At 42.4% G+C, this 22996-nt stretch carries 16 protein-coding genes; 14 read left to right on the top strand and 2 right to left on the bottom strand.

What is annotated here, in order from left to right; genetic code table 11:
- Positions 1-55: 55 nt before the first annotated feature.
- From ACYQ0C_RS08080 to ACYQ0C_RS08105, 6 genes are all read left to right on the top strand, one after another.
- Positions 56-2065 carry a tetratricopeptide repeat protein gene (locus ACYQ0C_RS08080; RefSeq protein WP_016276273.1) on the top strand — a complete coding sequence of 670 codons (2010 nt, stop codon included), beginning with the start codon at positions 56-58 and terminating at the stop codon, positions 2063-2065.
- A gap of 80 nt (positions 2066-2145) precedes the next feature.
- A complete protein-coding gene (gene thrS, locus ACYQ0C_RS08085; RefSeq protein ID WP_016276274.1) occupies positions 2146-4086 on the top strand; it encodes a threonine--tRNA ligase in 1941 nt (646 codons plus the stop codon).
- Between the two features lie 115 nt (positions 4087-4201).
- On the top strand, positions 4202-4798 hold the full coding sequence (infC, locus tag ACYQ0C_RS08090) for a translation initiation factor IF-3 (RefSeq protein ID WP_016276276.1): 597 nt from the start codon (positions 4202-4204) through the stop codon (positions 4796-4798).
- 70 nt (positions 4799-4868) lie between these two features.
- Positions 4869-5066 carry a 50S ribosomal protein L35 gene (gene rpmI / locus ACYQ0C_RS08095; RefSeq protein WP_005937090.1) on the top strand — a complete coding sequence of 66 codons (198 nt, stop codon included), beginning with the start codon at positions 4869-4871 and terminating at the stop codon, positions 5064-5066.
- 111 nt (positions 5067-5177) lie between these two features.
- On the top strand, positions 5178-5528 hold the full coding sequence (gene rplT, locus ACYQ0C_RS08100; protein ID WP_007560377.1) for a 50S ribosomal protein L20: 351 nt from the start codon (positions 5178-5180) through the stop codon (positions 5526-5528).
- Between the two features lie 469 nt (positions 5529-5997).
- A complete protein-coding gene (locus ACYQ0C_RS08105) occupies positions 5998-6765 on the top strand; it encodes an EFR1 family ferrodoxin (RefSeq protein WP_016276278.1) in 768 nt (255 codons plus the stop codon).
- A gap of 192 nt (positions 6766-6957) precedes the next feature.
- On the opposite strand, the gene mltG is transcribed toward ACYQ0C_RS08105, so the two are convergent.
- On the bottom strand, positions 6958-7992 hold the full coding sequence (mltG, locus tag ACYQ0C_RS08110) for an endolytic transglycosylase MltG (protein ID WP_016276279.1): 1035 nt from the start codon (positions 7990-7992) through the stop codon (positions 6958-6960).
- Positions 7993-8188: 196 nt separating this feature from the next.
- Between mltG and ACYQ0C_RS08115 the strand changes: the two genes are divergently transcribed.
- The 5 genes from ACYQ0C_RS08115 to corA all read left to right on the top strand — a co-directional run bounded on the left by ACYQ0C_RS08115 (position 8189) and on the right by corA (position 18553).
- The gene (locus ACYQ0C_RS08115; RefSeq protein WP_016276280.1) at positions 8189-9712 is read left to right on the top strand and encodes an alpha-N-arabinofuranosidase; all 1524 of its coding nucleotides are present in this window, start codon (positions 8189-8191) and stop codon (positions 9710-9712) included.
- 382 nt (positions 9713-10094) lie between these two features.
- Complete coding sequence (locus ACYQ0C_RS08120; RefSeq protein WP_016276281.1) at positions 10095-13364, top strand: TonB-dependent receptor; 3270 nt, start codon at positions 10095-10097, stop codon at positions 13362-13364.
- 27 nt (positions 13365-13391) lie between these two features.
- On the top strand, positions 13392-14873 hold the full coding sequence (locus tag ACYQ0C_RS08125; RefSeq protein WP_016276282.1) for a BACON domain-containing protein: 1482 nt from the start codon (positions 13392-13394) through the stop codon (positions 14871-14873).
- An 87-nt stretch (positions 14874-14960) separates the two neighbouring features.
- Positions 14961-16313 (top strand): DNA/RNA non-specific endonuclease, encoded by a 1353-nt coding sequence (locus tag ACYQ0C_RS08130; RefSeq protein ID WP_016276283.1) that lies wholly within the window; start codon positions 14961-14963, stop codon positions 16311-16313.
- Positions 16314-17512: 1199 nt separating this feature from the next.
- Positions 17513-18553 carry a magnesium/cobalt transporter CorA gene (gene corA, locus ACYQ0C_RS08135; RefSeq protein WP_016276286.1) on the top strand — a complete coding sequence of 347 codons (1041 nt, stop codon included), beginning with the start codon at positions 17513-17515 and terminating at the stop codon, positions 18551-18553.
- A gap of 23 nt (positions 18554-18576) precedes the next feature.
- On the opposite strand, the gene ACYQ0C_RS08140 is transcribed toward corA, so the two are convergent.
- On the bottom strand, positions 18577-19047 hold the full coding sequence (locus tag ACYQ0C_RS08140; protein ID WP_025018487.1) for an Lrp/AsnC family transcriptional regulator: 471 nt from the start codon (positions 19045-19047) through the stop codon (positions 18577-18579).
- Between the two features lie 434 nt (positions 19048-19481).
- Between ACYQ0C_RS08140 and ACYQ0C_RS08145 the strand changes: the two genes are divergently transcribed.
- From ACYQ0C_RS08145 to ACYQ0C_RS08155, 3 genes are all read left to right on the top strand, one after another.
- Positions 19482-20768: an O-acetylhomoserine aminocarboxypropyltransferase/cysteine synthase family protein gene (locus ACYQ0C_RS08145; protein ID WP_016276288.1), complete on the top strand. Its 1287-nt coding sequence runs from the start codon at positions 19482-19484 to the stop codon at positions 20766-20768.
- Between the two features lie 263 nt (positions 20769-21031).
- A complete protein-coding gene (locus tag ACYQ0C_RS08150) occupies positions 21032-22531 on the top strand; it encodes an L-lactate permease (protein ID WP_016276289.1) in 1500 nt (499 codons plus the stop codon).
- Positions 22532-22701: 170 nt separating this feature from the next.
- On the top strand, positions 22702-22875 hold the full coding sequence (locus tag ACYQ0C_RS08155) for a hypothetical protein (protein WP_016276291.1): 174 nt from the start codon (positions 22702-22704) through the stop codon (positions 22873-22875).
- The last annotated feature ends 121 nt before the right edge of the window (positions 22876-22996 follow it).

Below are 22996 nucleotides of genomic sequence, written 5' to 3' on the forward strand. Positions count from 1 at the left end.
CTATGCACCACAGGTAATACATCTGTGGTGGAAACCGTATTTTTATAAATACAAAATGATAAAACGGATACTCTATACATTATTGATAATGTTCCCTGTACTGGCTTCGGCGCAGATTAATACGGACAGGGTGATGGCGATAGGGCGTAATGCGCTTTATTTTGAGGATTATGTCCTTTCGATTCAATACTTTAATCAGGTGATTAATGCAAAACCTTATTTGTCTGATCCTTATTTTTATAGAGGGTTGGCGAAGATAAATTTGGATGATTTCCAGGGAGCGGAGAGTGACTGTTCGGAGGCTATCGAGCGTAATCCGTTTGTGGTAAGCGCTTATCAGGTACGTGGGCTGGCACGGATCCAGCAGGATAATTTTGCGGGAGCTATAGAAGATTATATTAAGGCATTGGAGTTTGATCCTGAGAACATAGGAATATGGCATAACATGGCTCTTTGTCGTATCAGGCAGGAGGATTATAAAGGTGCGAAGAATGATCTGGATAAGCTGATCGCTATTTCTCCCCGATATACCAAAGCTTATTTGATGCGTGGCGAGGTGGATTTGAAGCAGAAGGATACTTTGGCTGCCGAAAAAGATTTTGGCAAGGCGATTGAAATAGACCGTTATGATGCGGATACATGGGCCAGCCGTGCTATCCTTCGTTTGCAGCAACAGAGATATAAAGACGCGGAGGCTGATTTTGACCATGCCATCCATCTGTCCACCCGGAACTCAGGCGTTTATATCAACCGCGCTTTAGCCCGTTACCATCAGAATAACCTGAGGGGAGCGATGAGTGACTATGATATTGCATTGGATATTGATCCCAATAATTTCATCGGTCATTATAACCGGGGCTTGTTGCGTGCACAAGTGGGGGATGACAACCGGGCCATTCAGGATTTTAATTTTGTTATCGAAATGGAGCCCGACAATATGATGGCTATTTTCAACCGTGGTCTGTTATTGGATCAGACAGGGGATTACAAAGGGGCGATTAAAGATTATTCTACGGTGATAAATGAATATCCCAATTTCTTGCTGGGATATCAGTATAGAGCGCAGGCGCGTAAGAAAATTGGAGATTTGAAAGGTGCGGATGCTGATGAGTTTAAAGTGTTGAAAGCACAATTGGATAAACAGAACGGGGTGGATCCTGGCAAGCAGACTGCCGATAATACGGAGAATGATAAAACCCGTAAGAAGTCCGACAAAAACATGAATAACTATCGTAAGATTGTGGTTGCCGACAATGAAGAAGGAGAAGAAAAATATAAGAGTGACTATCGCGGGCGTGTGCAGGATAAGAATGTGAATATCGTTCCCCAGCCCATGTTCGTGCTTACCTATTATGAAAAGCGCGATGATGTGAAACGACAGGTCAACTATTATAAGTTCATTGAAACACTGAATGATCAGAAAGTACTTCCCGGTCGTCTGATTATAACTAATGAGGAGGCTCCCTTGACGGAAGAACAAGCTACAAAGCATTTCGCATCCATTGATGAACAGACTGCTGCCATTGTGGCTGATCCGAATGATGTGAACAAACGTTTTGCTCGTTCATTGGACTTTTATCTGGTGCAGGATTTTGCAAGTGCCATTGAAGATTTGAATCAGGCTATTATTGTCGAGGGAAATTTCTTCCCGGTTTATTTCAATCGTGCTCTGATCCGTTATAAGCAACTGGAATATCAGAAAATGGAAAAAGAGTATGATTTGAAAGTCGGTCCGGGAGAGAAGGGCACTGTGAAAGCTGCGGACTATGAAATGGTAAAGCGCGATTTGGACAAGGTGATTGAGCTGGCTCCGGATTTTGTTTATGCATATTATAATAGAGGTAACGTGCTCTCTATCTTGAAAGACTATCGTGCGGCAATTGTTGATTATGACAGAGCCATCCAGTTGGACCCCAAATTTGCGGATGCTTATTTCAATCGTGGCTTGACTCATATTTTCCTGGGTAACAACAGGCAAGGAATACAGGACTTAAGTAAAGCGGGTGAGTTGGGGCTTTTCTCGGCTTACAATATTATTAAACGCTTTACAGAACGAAAAGAATAACATTTTTTTGCTAAAAAGAGGGTAAGTCAAAAAGATTTCGTTATTTTTGCATCCTCAAGAAAGAAAACAAATAGAATATTATGATAAAGATAACATTCCCCGACGGCTCCGTTCGCGAATATAACGAAGGAGTTACTGGTCTGCAGATTGCAGAAAGTATCAGTTCACGGCTGGCACAAGATGTATTGGCTTGTGGCGTGAACGGTGAAACGATTGATTTATCTCGCCCGATCAATGAAGATGCAAATTTCGTTCTTTATAAATGGGAAGACGAACAGGGCAAACATGCTTTCTGGCACACGAGTGCCCACTTGCTGGCCGAAGCATTGCAAGAACTTTATCCAGGCATTCAGTTTGGTATTGGTCCGGCCATTGAAAACGGTTTTTACTATGATGTAGATCCGGGTGAAGCAATCATTAAGGAAGCAGATCTACCTGCAATCGAGGCCAAGATGGCTGAGCTGGCTGCAAAGAAAGAGGCATTGGTGCGTCAGAGCATCGCTAAAGAGGATGCATTGAAAAAATTCGGTGAAAGAGGTGAGACTTATAAATGTGAATTGATCTCCGAACTGGAGGATGGGCACATCACCACTTATACACAAGGTGCGTTTACTGATCTTTGCCGTGGTCCTCATTTGACCTCTACTGCTCCTATCAAAGCTATCAAGCTGCTTTCTGTGGCCGGTGCTTATTGGAGAGGGCAGGAAGACCGCAAACAGATGACACGTATTTATGGCATAACTTTCCCGAAGAAGAAAATGCTGGACGAATATCTGGTCATGCTGGAAGAAGCTAAGAAACGCGACCATCGTAAGATAGGTAAGGAAATGGATTTGTTCATGTTTACCGATATGGTGGGCAAGGGACTTCCCATGTGGCTGCCGAAAGGTACTGCCTTGCGTATCCGTTTACAAGATTTCTTGCGCCGTATCCAGGCCCGTTATGACTATCAGGAAGTAATGTGCCCGCCTATTGGCAACAAGAACCTGTATATCACTTCGGGACACTACGCCAAGTACGGTAAAGACTCGTTCCAGCCTATTCATACCCCCGAAGAAGGGGAAGAGTATTTCCTGAAACCGATGAACTGTCCTCATCACTGTATGATTTATAAGAATTCTCCACGTTCTTATAAAGACCTGCCGTTGCGTATTGCGGAATTCGGAACCGTATGCCGCTACGAACAGAGTGGGGAATTACACGGACTGACCCGTGTGCGCAGTTTTACACAAGATGATGCTCACTTGTTCTGTCGTCCCGACCAAGTGAAGGAAGAATTCCTTCGCGTGATGGATATCATCAACATTGTGTTCAAGTCTATGAACTTTGAGAATGTGGAAGCTCAGATTTCTCTTCGTGACAAGGTGAACCGCGAAAAGTACATTGGTAGCGATGAGAACTGGGAAAAAGCTGAACAGGCCATTATTGAAGCTTGCGAAGAAAAAGGTCTGACTGCGAAAGTTGAATATGGTGAAGCAGCATTCTATGGCCCTAAATTAGACTTTATGGTGAAAGACGCTATTGGTCGTCGTTGGCAGTTAGGAACAATTCAGGTGGACTACAACTTGCCCGAACGATTCCAGTTGGAATATATGGGTTCTGATAACCAGAAACATCGTCCGGTAATGATTCACCGTGCGCCTTTCGGATCGATGGAACGTTTTGTTGCTGTATTGATTGAGCATACTGCCGGTAAATTCCCGTTGTGGCTGACTCCCGACCAGGTAGCTATTCTGCCTATTTCTGAGAAATTCAATGAGTATGCGGAAAAAGTGAAAGCGGAACTGAGAAAATTCGATGTCCGTGCTATTGTGGATGATCGTAATGAGAAAATTGGCCGTAAGATTCGTGACAATGAAATGAAACGTATTCCTTACATGCTGATTGTAGGTGAGAAAGAAGCTGAAAACGGTGAAGTTGCAGTCCGCAAGCAGGGCGAAGGAGACAAAGGAACCATAAAAATAGAAGAATTCGGAAAAAATCTTGCCGAAGAAGTTTCTAATATGATAAATAAATGGTAACTTTGCAGCCGTTTGCAAAAGAGCATATTGTTAAACCTTTATGTATTCTTTTGCGTTTAGATAAAGAAATACTAATTAAAATAAGAAGAAACAAACAGGAACTAAAAGTTTTTTAATGAAGAATGACAGTTTAAAAGGGCAACACAGAATCAATGAACAGATTCGTGCCAAAGAAGTCCGCATAGTGGGCGACGATGTAGAACCGGCAGTTTATCCGATAGCTCAGGCTTTAAAAATGGCTGAAGATCATGAGGCTGACCTAGTTGAAATTTCACCCAATGCTGTTCCTCCAGTTTGTAGAATTATTGATTATTCTAAATTTCTTTATCAATTAAAGAAACGTCAAAAGGAACAAAAGGCTAAACAGGTAAAGGTAAACGTAAAAGAAATCCGTTTTGGGCCTCAAACAGATGATCATGACTACAACTTCAAGTTGAAACATGCCATCGGATTCTTGCAGGACGGAGACAAGGTGAAAGCGTACGTATTCTTTAAAGGACGTTCCATCCTTTTCAAAGAACAAGGTGAAGTGTTGTTGCTTCGTTTTGCGAATGACTTGGAAGAATATGCAAAAGTAGAGCAGATGCCTTTGTTGGAAGGTAAGAGAATGACAATTTCTTTGGCGCCAAAGAAAGCGGGCGCACCGAAGAAGGCGGAAACGGATACTGCTAAAAAGGAAGCTCCGAAAAAGGCAGTAGAAACAAAAGGATAAAGAAGAGTGCGTGACGCGCCGGTATAGTGCGTTACCACCATTTGAATAATAATTTAAAATTAAAAACAAGATGCCAAAGATCAAGACTAACTCCGGTTCTAAAAAAAGATTCGCTCTTACCGGAACAGGTAAAATCAAAAGAAAGCACGCTTTTCACAGTCATATTTTGACTAAGAAAACTAAAAAGCAGAAAAGAAACCTTGTACATTCAGGCTTAGTAGCTAATGCTAACTTGGATCAGGTTAAGGAACTTCTTTGCATGAAGTAATCTAAAAACAACAAAAGCGTAAACGTATTATTTAAAGTATTAACCGAATGTCTTTAGCTTTAAGTTCACCGTGTGAAACAGTGGCGCTAACATTCAAAAAGAATTAAAACTATGCCAAGATCAGTAAATCATGTTGCTTCTAGAGCAAGAAGAAAGAAAATTTTAGGTCTTACCAGAGGTTACTTTGGTGCAAGAAAGAATGTATGGACAGTAGCAAAAAACACTTGGGAAAAGGGTTTGACCTACGCATACCGTGACCGTAAGAACAAGAAACGTAATTTCCGCGCTTTGTGGATTCAGCGTATCAATGCTGCCGCTCGTCTGGAAGGAATGTCTTATTCTAAATTGATGGGTGCATTGCATAAAGCAGGTATCGAAATCAACCGTAAGGTGTTAGCTGATTTAGCTATGAACCATCCGGAAGCATTTAAAGCAGTTGTTGCTAAAGCAAAAGCAGCTTAAATTTTTCTGTAAACGGTAATATAAAGATTTACTAAAAGAGCAATCTCTATGAGGTTGCTCTTTTTTTATTGCAGATGCTTTCTGATGTTCCCTCAAGAAATGGAAAACAACAATAAGCAGAATAACAGAGAGTTATTTTCTTGCTTATTATTTTTAACAAACAAATTCTGCTATACTCTTGTTTATATCATAAAAAGGACGTATATTTGTCATACGGAAAGAGATGAAAAGCGAGCCGCATTAGTTGGATTGGGAAACTCATCAAACTAATCTGAAAACCGAGACATAGCTTCATCTTCCAATGGCGGGCCACGCCTTCGGGTAGCATTTATGCCGGTGGATTACAAAGGAGGAGAGCACTCAAAACCTGTCATTCGGAGTTTCATCGCATCACTGGTGCGGCTTCATTATAGGGCGATGCTAATTCAATAGATTAGCATCGCTTCTTTTTTATAAAAATAGTACGGATATGATATTTTATTTTTCGGGTACAGGCAATTCGGCTTGGGTGGCAAGGCGGCTGGCGGAAGGGCAGAATGAGGAATTGTTGTCCATAGTTATGGAAATAGACAAGGGCAAAGAGTATAAATTGAAAGAAGGGGAAAAAGTAGGTTTTGTCTTCCCTGTATATGCATGGGGACCTCCGGAAATGGTACTTCGTTTTATTCATCAACTAAAGTTGGATAAGCCGGGATATCTCTTTTTTGTTTGTACTTGTGGAGATGATACAGGAAGGACTGCGCAAATTTTTTCCTCTGCTGTTACTCAGAAAGGTTGGCGATGTGTTGCCGGCTATTCGGTTACTATGCCGAATACGTATGTTTCTTTGCCCGGTTTTGATGTAGATGATGAAGATATAGAAATTCAGAAAGTACAGAATGCTGTTGCCCGTGTGCGCTTTATTAATGAAGAGATTACATCAAGGGTTCAAATGAAACAATATAATTGTCATGAAGGTGCGCTTCCATTGACCAAATCCTATTTGCTGCGTCCTCTTTTCAATGCTTTTCTGATGTCTCCCAAGCCTTTTCATGCAACGGAAGCCTGTATTGGTTGTAAGAAATGTGAGAAGGCTTGTCCTGTGAATAATATAACAGTGACGGATCGTCCCGTCTGGGGAAATAACTGCACTCAATGTCTGGCCTGTTACCATGCTTGCCCGGTACATGCAGTGGAATATGGAAAGATGACCGGGAAGAAAGGACAATACAAAGGAAGGTTGTTGAAAGATTTATAGGTGTGAGGAAATTGATATTAAAAAATAATCAGCATGGACTTTATATTCTAAAGAAGAAGATTCTATTAATAGGTATTAAATTATTCATTTTGGGGAGGGTGTCTCAAAACTCCCTCTTTGAAGAAATCACTCCTGCTACAGCTATTTGTCGCAGGGGTGAAACTTTCTGTTTGGGTATTATGACCTCCTCTTTTATTTTATCTTCCGTCGGTTTAACGCTTGTTGATAACGTCTTGCATTCGCTTGATGCTGGGCTGCTGTGACAGCGAAATTATGGGTGCCTGAAAAATCTTCTTTTGCACACATGTAAATATAATTATGCTGTGTATAATTCAGCACACTTTCCAGTCCTTGGATGGATGGGATCCGGATAGGTCCCGGAGGTAAGCCTGCATGCTTGTAGGTATTATAAGGAGAGTCCACTTCCAGATGCTTGAAAAGAATGCGTTTCAGTCCGAATTCCTGCAAACCAAATTTTACCGTTGGGTCTGCTTGCAATAACATTCCTTTATTCAATCTGTTGATATAAAGTCCTGCAACCATAGGCTTTTCAGAGCCATTAGCCGTTTCTTCTTCTACGATAGAGGCCAAGGTGGACACTTCTTCTGGAGTAAGTCCGATACGTTGAGCCTTTTTCAACCTTTCATTATTCCAAAAGACGGCATGTTCTTTTTGCATCCGTTTTATAAAAGCGTCCGCACTCATATTCCAATAAACTTCGTACGTGTTGGGAATAAAAAGAGAGGGGAGGGTCTCTTGGGTATACCCCATTTGTGCGCAGTAAGCACTGTCGGAAATTAAATTGGCAATATCCAGCGAATCAATCATGAGCTGGCGTGAAACGGCCCGCACTAATCTGTCCACGGTACGTACACTGGGTACAGTCAGATTAATGGGAGTCTGGTATCCCATGGAAAGACGCCGGAAGAAGTAGCGCATATTGTCCGACGGATTGAGAACATAACGTCCTGTCAGTATATTGTCTCCATACTTCTTTTTTTCTGCCAGATATTGAAAACCAAACATGCTTTTAGGATGTCCGTTCCGGATTATTTTCTGATATACAGAATCCAGGTTATCATCTCTGTCTATATAAATATAGGTAGTCTTTGTAAGTTGGAATTGTTTGGCAAAGAAGTAGTAATATATACTTCCTGCACCACCAGTCCCCACTAGGATAATTATAAGGATCACAATCCATATAATAGTACGTTTCTTTCTATTCATTTTAGTCCAACGGCTTTTTCGGATGCAAATATAGGCAAATATCTTGTTTTTTTCTACTTTTGACGATTTTGTACCCCTAAAAATACAATTTTGTCCACTATACGGTTGATGTAAAATATGTAAATTTGACCAAGCAAAAAACGAGAACGCAAAATAGTATATTAATTATTTATTTTTAATCATGAAAAATGCACTTATGGGTTTGGCTTTGTTCGCTGCAATGCCGGTATTTGCCCAACAGAAAGCGACTATCAATGTACATCCCGGACAAGGGAGAGAAATCATTAGCAAACATATTTACGGGCAATTTGCAGAGCATCTGGGAACCTGTATCTATGGAGGCTTATGGGTAGGCGAGGATTCTAAAATTCCCAATACCCAAGGCTATCGTAATGATGTGCTTCAGGCATTGAAGGACTTGAAAGTACCGGTGCTTCGTTGGCCGGGCGGATGTTTTGCCGATGAATATCATTGGATGGATGGTATCGGCCCGAAAGAGAATCGTCCACGGATGGTCAATAACAACTGGGGAGGTACAGTGGAAGATAATAGCTTCGGTACACATGAATTTCTGAACTTGTGTGAGCTGATAGGTTGTGAGCCTTATATCAGCGGTAATGTAGGAAGCGGAAGTGTGGAAGAAATGGCAAAATGGGTGGAATACATGACTTCCGAACAAGGTAGCCCGATGGCGAAACTGCGTAAGGAGAACGGTCGTGAGAAACCATGGAAAGTGAAATTCTTTGGGGTAGGTAATGAAAGTTGGGGATGCGGAGGCAGTATGCGTCCTGAATATTATGCAGACTTGTACCGCCGTTATTCTACTTATTGTCGTAATTATGATGGCAATCATTTGTTTAAAATAGCCAGTGGCGCCAGTGATTATGATTATGACTGGACTGAAATCCTGATGAAGAATGTAGGCCATCGCATGGCTGGTATCTCCTTACATTATTATACAGTGATGGGATGGAGCGGAAGCAAAGGATCGGCTACACAGTTCACTGATGATGATTATTATTGGACTATGGGCAAATGTCTGGAAATAGAACAGGTGTTGAAGAAGCATATGGCAATTATGGATAAATATGATCCGAAGAAGCAAATCGGTTTGATGGTAGACGAGTGGGGAACCTGGTGGGATGAAGAGCCGGGAACTATCCGTGGACATTTGTATCAGCAGAATACGTTGCGCGATGCTTTCGTGGCTTCTTTAACTTTGGATGTTTTCCATAAATATACGGACCGCATTAAGATGACAAACATTGCCCAGATAGCCAATGTGCTTCAATCCATGATTCTGACCAAGGATGACAAGATGGTGCTGACACCGACTTATCATGTCTTCGAAATGTATAAAGTACATCAGGATGCTACTTATCTTCCTTTGGAACTGAACTGTGAACGCAAGATTGTACGTGACGATCGCATTGTTCCGATGGTAAGTGCTACCGCTTCACGGGATGCGAACGGTTTGATTCATATTTCTTTGTCTAATGTGGACTTGCAGGAATCGCAGGATATAGAGCTGAACTTGGGTGAGGTGAAAGCCAAGAGTGTTACCGGCCGTATTTTAACCGCTGATAATATAGGTGATTACAATAGTTTCGAGAAACCGGATGTGGTTGCTCCTAAAGAATTTAGCGGGGCAAAGGTCAATAAAGGAAGCTTGAAAGTGACTCTTCCCGCCAAGTCTATCGTGGTATTGGAAGTGAAATAAAACACGTATATACGTGTAAGCTTATACGTACGCCCGCATGGAGCTACACATACGTATGTGTAGCTCCATGCGGGCGTACGTGAAAAAATGTACTTTCTGACTTACAATATCACTCAAATCTGATTTGGGTGTCCCATTGCGGAAAACTGGAAAAGCTGAACTGGAGGAGGGGATGAAGCAGCATAAGTATATCCTGTAGGGCTGACTTTTTGCTTTCTTAACATAATTATCATTCCGAGCCTGCGTGTTATTGGTGAATATGGCAGAAAAAACATCTTTATATAATAAATGTAGTGTTTCTGTAATTAGTATTTGGGAAGATTTTACTATTTTTGTACCGCTAAAAATAATATAAATTTTAGTTTAATTAATTAAATCAATTATGGTGAAAAGAATGAGATCTTTTTTATCGGCAGTCATGATGATGATTGCTGTTACTGTCAGCGCTCAGGTTACCACCGCCTCTTTGAGTGGTAAGGTGGCTGACGAGGACAAGGAAGCCATCATCGGTGCCACGGTTCAGGCTGTCCATGAACCTTCGGGAACTATGTATGGGGCTATAACCAATGTGGATGGACGCTATACTATCCAAGGTATGCGTGCCGGAGGCCCTTACACAGTAAGTATATCCTATGTTGGTTATCAGACCAATGTGTTTAAGGACGTAACTCTTCAATTGGGTGAAGTCTATAACCTGGATGCGAAGATGAGTGAATCGGCCGAGCTTCTTCAAGAAGTAGTTGTTACAGCTCAGAAAACGAAGTTCTCTACCGAGAAGACCGGAGCGACAACCAATATCTCCAACGCTCAGATTGTGAACATGCCTTCTGTAAGCCGTAGCATTACAGACTATTCCCGTTTGTCGGCTTATGGTGGCAATGGAATGTCGTTTGCCGGATCTGACGGTCGTACTGCCAATTTCACAATTGATGGTGCCAACTTCAACAATAACTTCGGTTTGAGTTCCAACCTGCCTGGTGGCGGCAATCCTGTTTCTATCGAAGCGATTGACGAGATTCAGGTAGTTATCTCTCCATTCGATGTACGCCAGACCAACTTTATCGGTGGTGGTATAAACGCCATTACCAAATCAGGTACCAATACCTATAAAGGTTCTGCTTATATTTACCATCGGAATGAAAATATGCGTGGTGATGCCATCGACCGTGAAGCCATTGCCGGCGCCCGCGAGAAAGACCAGTCTACTACGTATGGTTTCACCATCGGAGGACCTATCATAAAGAACAAACTCTTTTTCTTCGCGAACGGTGAGTTGCAGAATACGCCTACCATCGCCAACCGTTGGCGTGCTTCGGAAGACGGTGTCGCCAATCCGGATGCTTACCTGTCACGCGCCACTGTTGCCGACCTGCAGAAAGTATCCGATTTCGCAAAAGAGAAATATGGCTATGACACCGGTTCGTTCACCAGCTTCCCTTCCGATACGAAGAACACCAAGCTGCTGGCCCGTCTGGATTGGAACATCACCAACAACCATCATCTGGCCTTGCGTTACAACTATACCAAGAACACGAACTGGTTTGCTCCTAACGGAAGCTCTATGGACGGCGGTTCACGTATGTCGGGCAATCGTACCTCACAGTACGCCATGTCCTATGCCAACTCCATGTACTCTATGGATAACCTGGTGCATTCTTTCTCTTTCGACCTCAACAGCCGTTTGTCGGACAGATTGTCCAACCAGTTCCTGGCTACATTCTCTAAGCTGGACGATGCCCGCGGCACCAACTCCAGCATATTCCCTTTCGTCGATATTCTGAAAGATAATCAGAACTATATCTCTTTTGGTGAAGAACTTTTCACCTACAACAACGCCGTTCACAACACGGTATGGAATATTAAGGACGATATCACCTACTATCTGGGTAATCATAAAATCATGGCAGGCTTGAACTATGAGCATCAGATGGCCGACAACCAGTATCTGCGTAACGGTACAGGATATTATCGCTATACCAGTATGGATGACTTCCTCTCGGGTGCCGCTCCGGAAATCGTATGTATGACTTATGGATATAATGGTGAGAGAGAACCGGCGTCACGTGTCCAGTTCAATAAGGTAGGCTTCTACTTGCAGGACGAATGGAACGTACGTACTGATTTCAAAGTTACGGCAGGACTTCGTTTCGACGGACTCTTCTTTGACAATGGCGACTTGATGACCAACAATGCTATTCTGGAACTTGACTACAACGGCCGTCATATTGACACAGGCAAGTGGCCGGGAAGCACATTGACAGTATCCCCGCGTGTAGGTTTCACTTGGGATGTGTTGGGCGACAAGAGCTTGAAACTGCGTGGCGGTAGCGGTCTGTTCTCAGGACGTTTGCCTTTGGTGTTCTTTACCAATATGCCTACCAATGGCGGTATGGTGCAATATCAGGCACAGATCAATGCGGCGAATGCAGCGAAAAAAGGGTTCACGATGGACGAATTCAAGGGAGGCATTCTTTCTACGGATGCTCTGAGAGATAAGATCATCAGCCTGGGCTATCCTCAGACTATCACCCCCGAGGAGGGAACTGTTCCTTCTTCTATCTGCGGTATCGACCCAGATTTCAAGATGCCGCAAGTATGGAAGTCTTCTATCGCGGTAGACTATACATTACCTGTATCATTCCCGTTGAGTGTGACCGTGGAAGGTATCTTCAACAAAACGATCAATGCGGCTATGCTGAGAGACTGGAGCCAGAAGGATATCAACGGTTTTGCCCGTCTCAACGGTGCTGACAACCGCCCTATGTTCCCTTCCGACGCTACTTATACCGACGAAAACGGCAAGACTTTGCCTAGCGCCTATATGCTCGAGAACACCAGCCGCGGCTACGGATGGTCTACTAGCGTGACTGTGAACGCAAGACCGGCCGAGTGGATTACATTGATGGCTGCCTATACGCATACCGTATCCAAAGAGGTGACTTCACTTCCGGGCTCTAACGCTTCATCTGTTCTCAACTACCTTTCTACTTACGAAGGTGTGAACAACTTCCGTCTGCACAACGGTCTTAACGTAACTCCGGACCGTTTCATCGCCAATGCTACAATCAACGACAAGAGCGGCAACCACTATAGCTTGATTTACGAGACATGGCGTGGCGGCTACAATTACTCTTGTATGCTGGCCAACGATATGAACGGTGACGGTTACAATTACGACGCCGTTTACATTCCTACCGACAAGCAAGTGGCTGACGGTTCCTTCCGTTTCGTCAGCGAGGATGACAAGACACGCTTTATGGATTATGTACATAGCAACTCTTATCTGAAAGCTAATCAGGGTAAATATGCAGAACCTAACAGCCTTTATTCTCCTTGGGTACACCGCATAGACTTCTCTTACAAGCACGATTTCAATCTGAACGTAGCTGGTACCAAGCACAAATTGCAGTTGAGCTTTGATATGAAGAACGTGCTCAATCTCTTCAATTCAAGCTGGGGAGTCAGCAAGTACTTGAATCCTGCTATTGGTTCCGATGCCCGCATCTTGAAGTACGAGGGTGTGGATGCTGACGGTGTGGCTACATTCTCAACTCCGGGGTCTATAAATGGCAACACTAAGACTTGGACTCCCAATCATTCTATCGGACAGTGCTGGTATGCTTCTATCGGCATTAAGTATTGCTTTAACTGATTATCAATTTAAGAACAATTGAAGAATATGAAAAATTATATCTTTATAGCGCTTGCTGTTGTGATGACTCTTTTCACCAGCTGTTCAGATGATGATGCTGCAGTCTTGGGTGGTTTGAAAGTTTCACAATCATACATTGCATTGCCTGTCGAAGGGGGTAGCGCTTCCATTACCATTGAATCGAAGGCCGAGTGGGTTATCACTGGCAACGACAAGGCCGACTGGCTTGCCATTTCTGTTACGCAAGGATCGCAAGGCGAAAGTGAAATTACATTCTCAGCCGATGAAGCGGTTGATGGCCGTTCTGTGGAACTTAAGTTGATCTGTGCTACTGAGACTCAGAATCTGACTGTCATGCAAGGTTTGCCGATTGTATCGGAAGCTACTTGCGCCGAAGTAATAGCCGGTCCCGACAAGAAGACTTATAAAGTGACCGGTGTTGTATCGAACATCTCCAATACCACATACGGTAACTGGGACTTGGTGGACGCCACCGGAAAGGTTTATATCTATGGTACGTTGGATGCCAAGGGTGGTACGAAGAACTTTGCCAGCCTGGGTCTGGAAGAAGGGGACGAAGTGACGGTGCAAGGTCCGAAAACAACCTACGGAAGTACCGTTGAGCTTGTTGACGTTACTGTGCTTAAAATCAACAAGTCGCTCATTAAGGTTGACTCTGTTTACAATGAAACACTGCCTATTGAAGGGGGAATCTTTGAAGCATACCTCATCACCAAAGGTGACGGCGTTTCTGTAGAGATTCCGGAAGATGCCAAAGAATGGTTGTCTATTGCCTCTATCGACCAGAAAGGCACCAATGTTTGTGTGAAGTTCCGTGCTGCCAAGAATGAGGGGGGCGATCGCTCTACCAGTATCACATTCCGTACTACCGATGGCAAGAAAGAATACACCAGCAAGACTGAACTCTCACAGAAGGGTGCTGTTGTAGAAGCTACCGTGGCGGAATTCATTGCTGCCGAAGTCGGTTCCACACAGTATCGCTTGAGTGGAGTGGTGACCAAGATTGCCAATGCCAAATATGGTAACATTTATATTAAGGATTTCTCGGAAGAAGTCTATATCTATGGTACCGACAACTTTGCCGACTATGACCTCAAGGAAGGTGATATTGTAACTCTTGTGGGCCAGCGTGCAGAATATAAAGGTACTCCACAGATGGCGAATGCGGTTATAGAGGAAGTGCAAAGCGTGAAAATCGTGACTGTGGCCGAATTCCTTGAAGCGGAGGAAAGCACTTCGCAATATTACCAGCTGACCGGTAAGGTTGCCAATATCAAAAATACGCTTTATGGTAACTTTGACATTGAGGATGCCACCGGTAAGGTATATGTTTATGGCCTGCTGACCGGATGGAACGGTGAAAGCAAAAAGTTTGAAACACTGAATATCACCGAAGGCGATAATATTACCATCATCGGTACGCGTGCCAGCTACAATGGCGCCGTCCAGGTGGGTAAGGGAGCTTTCATCTCTAAGGTGAGTGAATAAGGACATTGTATAATAAAGTAAAGTCCGCAATGTCATTTACATTGAATGTGATGACATTGCGGATTTCTTTTTAAAAAATCAGATGCTATGATTAAAAGGTATTACTATCTGCTTTTAGCAGTTTTCCTGGTGCTGCCATTGGTTTCCGGATGCAGCTCCGATGATGATTCTTCGGGAAAGAACGGACATCTTACTATTAATGACATTCAGATCACTGAAGAGGGGGCCAGGCGTGAGGTGCTTCATGCCATTGATAATGGCAAGGGCCTTACTTTGGATGAAGCCATTCACTCGCAAATCAGTATTGCCGCCAATAAAATTATTTCTGGCGACGGATTCAGTTTCTCGGAAGGATTTGAATGTAATGATCTCTCGGCGCTTCCAGGACATTCCACCGTTAATCAGTGGAGTGACAAGGCTGTGGCAAAAGCGGAGACTTCTTATTGGGTACGCTACCAGCTTCCTTCAAAAGTTGCCCTGTTCAAACTCCGCATCGCCTACGTAGATGGAATAAATGTAGGAATGGAGTACAATGCAGCCCAGGGTATTGAGATAGAAAATAAAAATGCCAATATACCTGCCGAAGGACAAGTCTATGTGTCGGGCTACGAAATGCCGCATCTGACGACGGGGAATACCTATGTGGAGCATGTAGTCTCGGCCGATGGTAAAAAGGTGCTGAACTATGCTATAGAATGGAACGGAAAAATGAATCATTCCCGTTGGGTGGCCTATAGTTATGATGCCATTACGGGAGTGAAGAATGTAAACAGAAGCGATGATGCTTGGGCGGTGGATCCCTTGCTTCCTGTCGAAATGCAGGTGGACAATAGCTGGCATACCAATGATGGATTCGACAGAGGACACCTCTGTGCTTCCGATGACCGTGTCTTTTCCTCCGAAGCCAATAAGCAGACTTTCTATTTCAGCAACCTGAGTCCGCAGTTCAATTCGTTCAACGGTGGTTATTGGGTTACGTTCGAGCAGTTAGTTAATTCGTGGGTACGCAAGGATAACGCCTTTGGAAGTGTGTACGATAAAATCTATGTGGCAAAAGGCGGCACACTGGACAAATTGTTAGTAAATTACAAAGGCACCAGTCCGGGAGGAGATGGGGTGCTGCCTGCTACTGATAAGGACGGGTTCACTTCGAAAGGATTGCCAGTCCCTCAATATTACTTCATCGCTGTATTGGCTCACCGGGCCAATCAGCCTGCTGATGTAGTGTCGGCCTATCAGGCTATCGGCTTTTGGGTGGAACACCGTGATGATTATGGCTATACTTTTGACCATCAGTTGAAAAGAGAGGATGCTAAAGCAAAGGCCGTCAGTATTGATGAGCTTGAAAGCCAAACAGGAATCGACTTTTTCTGCAATCTGCCCGATTATATAGAGGATGATGTGGAGAGTGGATGTCAGGTAACTGACTGGACTTGGTGACTTGATTCGCTTACACCGGGGCATAATGACTCTGATGGTGTGGGCTGCATATACCAAGCGGGTTGGAAGCAATGTCTTATGCTGGCATAAGACATTGCTACTGATGAAGCGCGTGGCGCCGCAGCAGGGTGGATCGCTGTCTCGGAGTCAATCCTATAGGATCCGGAAACGGATTCTCTTTTTCCGATTGTCCCATTGGGTTCGCTTGTTCATTGCTTTGCTGTGGATTTCTCACCGGCTTCTTTGTGGGATGATCTCTGTCTTTCATCTCTTGGTGGAATTGAATAGCCATACCTTCTCCCTCATATTCTTGGTATAAGAGCTTTAGTGAAAAAGACAATAAAAATGCTCTGCTAAAAAGGAACATATCTTCGTAGGGCAAGTAATATATCTTACTTGGCCGAATAAGATACTTAACTTGGTCCACGAACATATCTTACTTTGGTTCACGTAGGAAACATGAATTTTCCTCCTCGACTATCATCGCTCCGAACCTTCGTGAAGGTACTTGTTTCTGTATGTATAGGAGCATAATGCCCCTGATACCATAAAGACTACAGAAGGCTTGTGTAAGCTGTTTAATATATAGTGGGCCTCAATAATTTGACATTTAAAATCAGTAATAGTGTAATCCGAGTTTGTCTGATGGAATTTTTCTATAATTTCGTTGACTGTATAGTTTGCGCATTTGGTATCCATTTTGTAGATGATTTTTTTCAGCCGATCTAAATCCCTGTCTATTTTACATTGGAGTAAATATGAGGTTGAGTCTGTGAAAATGAAAACTAATATACGATCATATACGTTGCTAACGTACAGCCCGCACAATAGAGACGTTGCAAACTGGATATGGAAATGTTGTATTTTTAATAATACTATCAGTTGAAGCTTGTGACAATTCATTCATTATTTATATTTCATTGCTTGATGATATAGAAGTCGTCTGGGGAAAGTTTTTCGAATAAAGAGTTGTTGTGGTCTAGTTTTTGAAGTTTCCAAATATAGGTTGTTCATGGTCTGCTTTCGTTTTTATTGAAAAATTCTTGTTGCATCTATTGGAAAAGCTTTATCTTTATCGCATTGTAATAAAACAAAGTTTGACTGATTGTTCTCAAAGATGGGATATCTATTCTTTTTCGTTGGGAGTACGGTTGGGCTTTTAAAAAAGAGTTATATTTGTACTACTCATTACCGAAACTATGGCGAAGAATAATTTATTAAGCGAGCAACTTGCTTATATTGGCGTCAGTCGTACTCCTACGCATTTGCATTTGTGTAGTTATAATGCTGAAAGTATTTGTATGCAGGATGGGAAAGATATAGATAGTTTGATTCCTTACTTGAATAAGAATGCTATAAACTGGATACAAATTCATGGTTTTCAGAATACGGAGGTCATACAGCGTGTTTGTCAGAATTTTAATGTCGACTTTTTGACGATACAAGATATCTTGAATTCCAACCATCAGACCAAGATAGAACAGCATGATACATATAATGTAGTGATTTTAAAGTTGCTTTTTCCCAATGAGGATGGCTATGTGCCACAGCAAATAGCCATTGTGCAAGGTGGTAATTATCTGCTGACCTTTATGGAAAAGGAAACAGACTTTCTGAATGATATAAATACGGCATTGGAAAAGAATGTGTTGAAAATACGAAACCGGCAGTCTGACTTCCTGCTCAGTGTTATTCTAAACAGTGTGATGGCCAGTTTTATCTCCATCATTTCGGAATTGGAGGACGGATTGGAGGATTTGGAAGAGCGGTTGCTCTTACCGGAACAGACCGATATACCCGGTATTGAAAATATACAGCAATATCGTCGTAATTTCCGTATAATAAAGAAATGTATTTTACCATTAAAGGAGGAAATCAGTAAGTTATTGCATACTACCGATAATGATTTGCTGCACAAAGCCAGCCACCCTTTCTTTAGTGATGTCAATGATCATTTGCAATTTGTATTGCAAACTTTAGACGGTTGCCGTGATATGATTTCGGCCTTGGTAGATATTTATCTTTCCAATAACGACCGGCGGATGAATAACATCATGAAACAACTGACGGTTGTCTCTACGATATTTATTCCACTAACTTTTCTGGCAGGAATCTGGGGGATGAACTTCCAATGGATGCCTGAACTGGGATGGCGGTATGGTTATGTATTTGCATGGACATTGATGTTGATACTGGTGGCAGTCATTTACTTCTATTTTAAGCGTAAAAGATGGTATTGATGAAAGAAGATGATGGGATTTACTTAAATGTGAATCCCATATTCATGTTTTACTTCATTCATCACAAAGGTGCTTTCCAGTGAGCCCAAACTGTCAATCGTGCCCAACACGTTGAGGATGAATTCCTGATAATACTTCATGTTAGGGGAATGTATTTTAAGCAAATAGTCATAACTGCCTGATATATTGTAACATTCCGTTACTTCAGGGATATCTTGAATGATTCGTGTAAATTCTGCAGCAATGTCCCGGTTCAATCTTCTTAGCTTGACACTGCAAAATACCACGAAGCCTTGGTTCAGTTTCTCGGCGTCCAATACGGCGATGTATTTTTTTATATATCCTCCATTCTCTAATCGTTTGAGGCGTTCGAATACCGGAGTGGAGGAAAGGCTTACGCGTGCGGCCAGTTCTTTGGTGGTCAGTCGGGCATTTTCTTGCAAGGTACGTAGTATCTGCAAATCTACTTTGTCTAGTTTCTCTAAAGTATTCATAGAATAATATTCTTTCAAAAGGTGGATGTTATTAATCGTTTGGCTTATATCTGACAGCACAAATATACTGCATTTTTTCAGATTCCGGAGGGTTCTTCGGGAAATGTAATGGGATTAGATTCTTTTTTGCCAGAGAGTGCAAGGATAGAGGACAGAATGATTTAATCTCTTCCGGTGCATTTTTTATATTTGCAATCACTATGAGGATTATCATGCATCGGCCGGCACCATTTCATTTTTTGTTGGATGTTGCAGAAGAATAATTTTCTTTCGGGAGGTAATAAATCGTTTGTAAATAGATTGTTCATTCTGTAAATGTGTAAAATTATAGTTTTATTTTCTTTGTTTTTGGTATATCTTGTTTGATATGACTAACTCCTGTACCTTTGCAACAGATAAAATCAAAAACGTATAACTCTAAAAAGACAAAGATTATGGCTACAAGAAAATTACATTTCGAGACATTACAACTTCACATAGGGCAGGAACGGCCAGATCCGGCAACAGATGCCCGTGCAGTTCCTATTTATCAGACGGCATCTTATGTATTTCATAACTCGGCACATGCAGCCGCACGTTTTGGTTTACAAGATCCGGGTAATATATATGGGCGTCTGACTAATTCCACTCAAGGCGTTTTTGAACAGCGTGTGGCTGCATTGGAAGGGGGAGTGGCAGGACTTGCCGTAGCTTCCGGGGCTGCTGCCATTACTTATGCGTTTCAGAACATTACTCGTGCAGGTGATCATGTTGTAGCTGCAAAAACTATTTATGGAGGTACTTATAACCTGCTGGCGCATACGTTGCCGACTTATGGTGTGACTGCTACATTTGTGGACCCTGGTGATCTTTCTAATTTTGAGAAAGCGATTCAGGAGAATACAAAGGCGGTGTTTATCGAGACTTTGGGGAATCCTAATTCGAATCTTATAGATATAGATGCTGTGGCGGAAATAGCACATCGCCATCACATACCTTTGATTATTGATAACACTTTTGGTACTCCTTATCTGATTCGTCCCATCGAGCATGGAGCAGATATTGTGGTACATTCTGCTACAAAATTTATTGGTGGTCATGGAACTTCACTGGGCGGTGTGATTGTTGATTCGGGTAAATTTGACTGGGTGGCTTCGGGTAAATTCCCTCAACTGACAGAGCCGGATCCTTGCTATCATGGAGTGCGTTTTGTTGAGGCTGCGGGGCCGGCCGCTTATGCAGTCCGTATTCGTGCTATTTTGCTGCGTGATACCGGTGCGACCATCAGTCCGTTTAATTCCTTTATTCTATTGCAGGGATTGGAGACACTTTCATTGCGTGTGGAGCGTCATGTAGAGAATGCCTTGAAAGTGGTGGAGCATTTGAAAAATCACCCGAAGATCAAGAAAGTGAATCACCCTTCCTTGCCGGAACATCCTGATCATGCTCTGTATCAGCGTTATTTCCCAAATGGAGCTGGTTCCATCTTCACAATCGAAGTGAAAGGCGGTCAGGAAGAAGCACATCGTTTTATTGACAGGCTGGAAATTTTTTCCCTGCTGGCCAATGTCGCCGATGTAAAGTCATTGGTCATCCATCCTGCCAGTACCACTCACTCTCAGTTGAATGCGGAGGAGTTGGCGGAACAGGACATTTATCCGGGGACAGTGCGTTTATCAATAGGAACGGAACATATAGATGATTTGCTGGCCGATTTGGATCAGGCATTGGCTGTAATTTAATAAAGATATACTATGGGGATGAGGATTATTACTACAATATAAAATCAAAATATTAAAATAAGAAATATATGCCGGAGGTTTATATAAGGTCATATTGTATAGGCTTCTGGCATTATTTTGTTTTATGCAGTAAAAAAGGATAGAATATTGACCCAAATGAGACTCTTTTTTGTTATTCTAAAAAAGAATTTTGCAGAAGTCGGATTCCATAGACTTAATTTAAAAGTTTATGAATGCGTTTCTTTAACTTAAATACAATGGTTATGAATCTAGTCCTTGCTATTATTCCGGTATTGTTATTGATTATCCTGATGGCGTTTCTTAAAATGTCCGGTGACAAAAGTAGCGTGATTTCCCTTGTCGTTACTATGTTGATTGCTTTTTTCGGCTTTCATTTTCCGGCAGACGATTTGCTTTTTTCTTTTTTGTACGGGGCATTGAAAGCTGTTTCTCCTATTCTGATCATTATTTTGATGGCGATATTCAGCTATAATGTTTTGTTGAAGACTGAAAAAATGGCGATAATCAAGCAACAGTTCTCTTCTATTTCTACGGATAAAAGCATTCAAGTATTGCTATTGACGTGGGGATTTGGCGGATTGCTTGAAGCCATGGCTGGATTTGGAACGGCAGTGGCTATACCGGCGGCAATTCTTATCAGCCTCGGGTTCAAACCGGTCTTTTCGGCAACAGTCAGTCTGATAGCCAATAGTGTGGCTACTGCTTTTGGGGCTATTGGTACTCCGGTATTGGTATTGGCGAAAGAAACGAATTTGGATGTACAGGTGCTTAGCACCAATGTCGTGTTGCAGCTTTCGGTATTGATGTTTCTCATTCCTTTTGTCTTGCTGTTTCTGACTGATCCGAAGTTAAAGTCCTTACCTAAAAATATTTTCCTGTCTTTGTTGGTCGGCGGTGTGTCATTAGCCAGCCAGTATGTTGCCGCCCGTTATATGGGAGCGGAGTCTCCGGCTATTATTGGCAGCATTTTATCTATTATTGTTATTGTGGCTTATGGCAAACTGACTGCTTCTAAAGAGGAAAAAGCAAGGAAAAGCACATTGAAAAGGACTGAGGTGCTGAATGCGTGGAGTATCTATCTTTTTATTTTGTTTTTGATAATTCTGACTAGTCCGTTGTTTCCCGGTTTGCGCACAACACTTGAAAATAATTGGGTGACCCGTATCAGTCTTCCAATTAATGGCTCAATCATGAATTATATGGTTTCTTGGCTGACCCATGCGGGAGTTCTGCTTTTTGTGGGTACGTTTGCCGGCGGACTGATACAGGGAGCCAGGATAAAGGAACTGTTTGTGGTACTTTGGAATACGGTAAAACAATTGAAAAAGACTTTTATTACGGTAATCTGTCTGGTGAGCTTGTCCACTATCATGGATACAGCAGGTATGATTTCAGTTATTGCCACTGCGTTGGCAGTTGCTACAGGAAGCCTTTATCCGTTATTTGCCCCTGTCATCGGTTGTTTGGGTACCTTCATTACGGGCAGTGACACTTCTTCAAATATCTTGTTCGGCAAATTACAGTCCGGTGTGGCCGGACATATTCAAGTAAGTCCCGACTGGTTATCGTCAGCCAATACGGTGGGGGCGACCGGTGGAAAAATTATTTCTCCGCAAAGTATCGCTATCGCCACTTCTGCCGGAAACCAACAGGGAAAAGAGGGAGAAATTCTGAAATCCGCCCTTCCGTATGCCCTGGCGTATGTGTTGATAACCGGAGTGATTGTTTATATTTTCAGCTGATAATAGTTGGTAAATTCAAGAGGGCGTTTTAATATTGCCCGTTATGGATTGAAATATCCTGTAAACGAGGATGAACTGTTGAAAAATCGTAAAAAAAGAGATGGATAGGAGATTTATTGCCAAAAAAGAATTTAATTTGAACAGTTTTATAATTTATAAAAAAAAAGAACATGAACGAATTAATTGCTAAAATCAAAGAATTGAACGAAGCTTTTATGACTGATGCTGCATTGCAGATTGAAAAAGGTAACAAAGCTGCAGGTACACGTGCACGTAAAGCATCATTGGAACTGGAAAAACTGATGAAGGAATTTAGAAAAGCATCTTTGGAAGCTTCTAAGTAATCTTTTATTCGTCTTTTAAAGATTTTTATAAGCCATCCTTCGGGGTGGCTTTCTTATTTTCCATTAAGTTTGCTTTTATTTCGGGGGATAATTGATATTTTTGTATTTTTATTGGCAGGTG

The organism is Phocaeicola sartorii JCM 17136 = DSM 21941 (assembly GCF_054653615.1).

Excerpts from the sequence above, each read along its gene's own strand:
- ACYQ0C_RS08080 (WP_016276273.1), top strand. The coding sequence starts at position 56 with ATGATAAAACGGATACTCTATACATTATTGATAATGTTCCCTGTACTG.
- thrS (WP_016276274.1), top strand. The coding sequence starts at position 2,146 with ATGATAAAGATAACATTCCCCGACGGCTCCGTTCGCGAATATAACGAA.
- infC (WP_016276276.1), top strand. The coding sequence starts at position 4,202 with ATGAAGAATGACAGTTTAAAAGGGCAACACAGAATCAATGAACAGATT.
- rpmI (WP_005937090.1), top strand. The coding sequence starts at position 4,869 with ATGCCAAAGATCAAGACTAACTCCGGTTCTAAAAAAAGATTCGCTCTT.
- rplT (WP_007560377.1), top strand. The coding sequence starts at position 5,178 with ATGCCAAGATCAGTAAATCATGTTGCTTCTAGAGCAAGAAGAAAGAAA.
- ACYQ0C_RS08105 (WP_016276278.1), top strand. The coding sequence starts at position 5,998 with ATGATATTTTATTTTTCGGGTACAGGCAATTCGGCTTGGGTGGCAAGG.
- mltG (WP_016276279.1), bottom strand. The coding sequence starts at position 7,992 with ATGAATAGAAAGAAACGTACTATTATATGGATTGTGATCCTTATAATT.
- ACYQ0C_RS08115 (WP_016276280.1), top strand. The coding sequence starts at position 8,189 with ATGGGTTTGGCTTTGTTCGCTGCAATGCCGGTATTTGCCCAACAGAAA.
- ACYQ0C_RS08120 (WP_016276281.1), top strand. The coding sequence starts at position 10,095 with ATGGTGAAAAGAATGAGATCTTTTTTATCGGCAGTCATGATGATGATT.
- ACYQ0C_RS08125 (WP_016276282.1), top strand. The coding sequence starts at position 13,392 with ATGAAAAATTATATCTTTATAGCGCTTGCTGTTGTGATGACTCTTTTC.
- ACYQ0C_RS08130 (WP_016276283.1), top strand. The coding sequence starts at position 14,961 with ATGATTAAAAGGTATTACTATCTGCTTTTAGCAGTTTTCCTGGTGCTG.
- corA (WP_016276286.1), top strand. The coding sequence starts at position 17,513 with ATGGCGAAGAATAATTTATTAAGCGAGCAACTTGCTTATATTGGCGTC.
- ACYQ0C_RS08140 (WP_025018487.1), bottom strand. The coding sequence starts at position 19,047 with ATGAATACTTTAGAGAAACTAGACAAAGTAGATTTGCAGATACTACGT.
- ACYQ0C_RS08145 (WP_016276288.1), top strand. The coding sequence starts at position 19,482 with ATGGCTACAAGAAAATTACATTTCGAGACATTACAACTTCACATAGGG.
- ACYQ0C_RS08150 (WP_016276289.1), top strand. The coding sequence starts at position 21,032 with ATGAATCTAGTCCTTGCTATTATTCCGGTATTGTTATTGATTATCCTG.
- ACYQ0C_RS08155 (WP_016276291.1), top strand. The coding sequence starts at position 22,702 with ATGAACGAATTAATTGCTAAAATCAAAGAATTGAACGAAGCTTTTATG.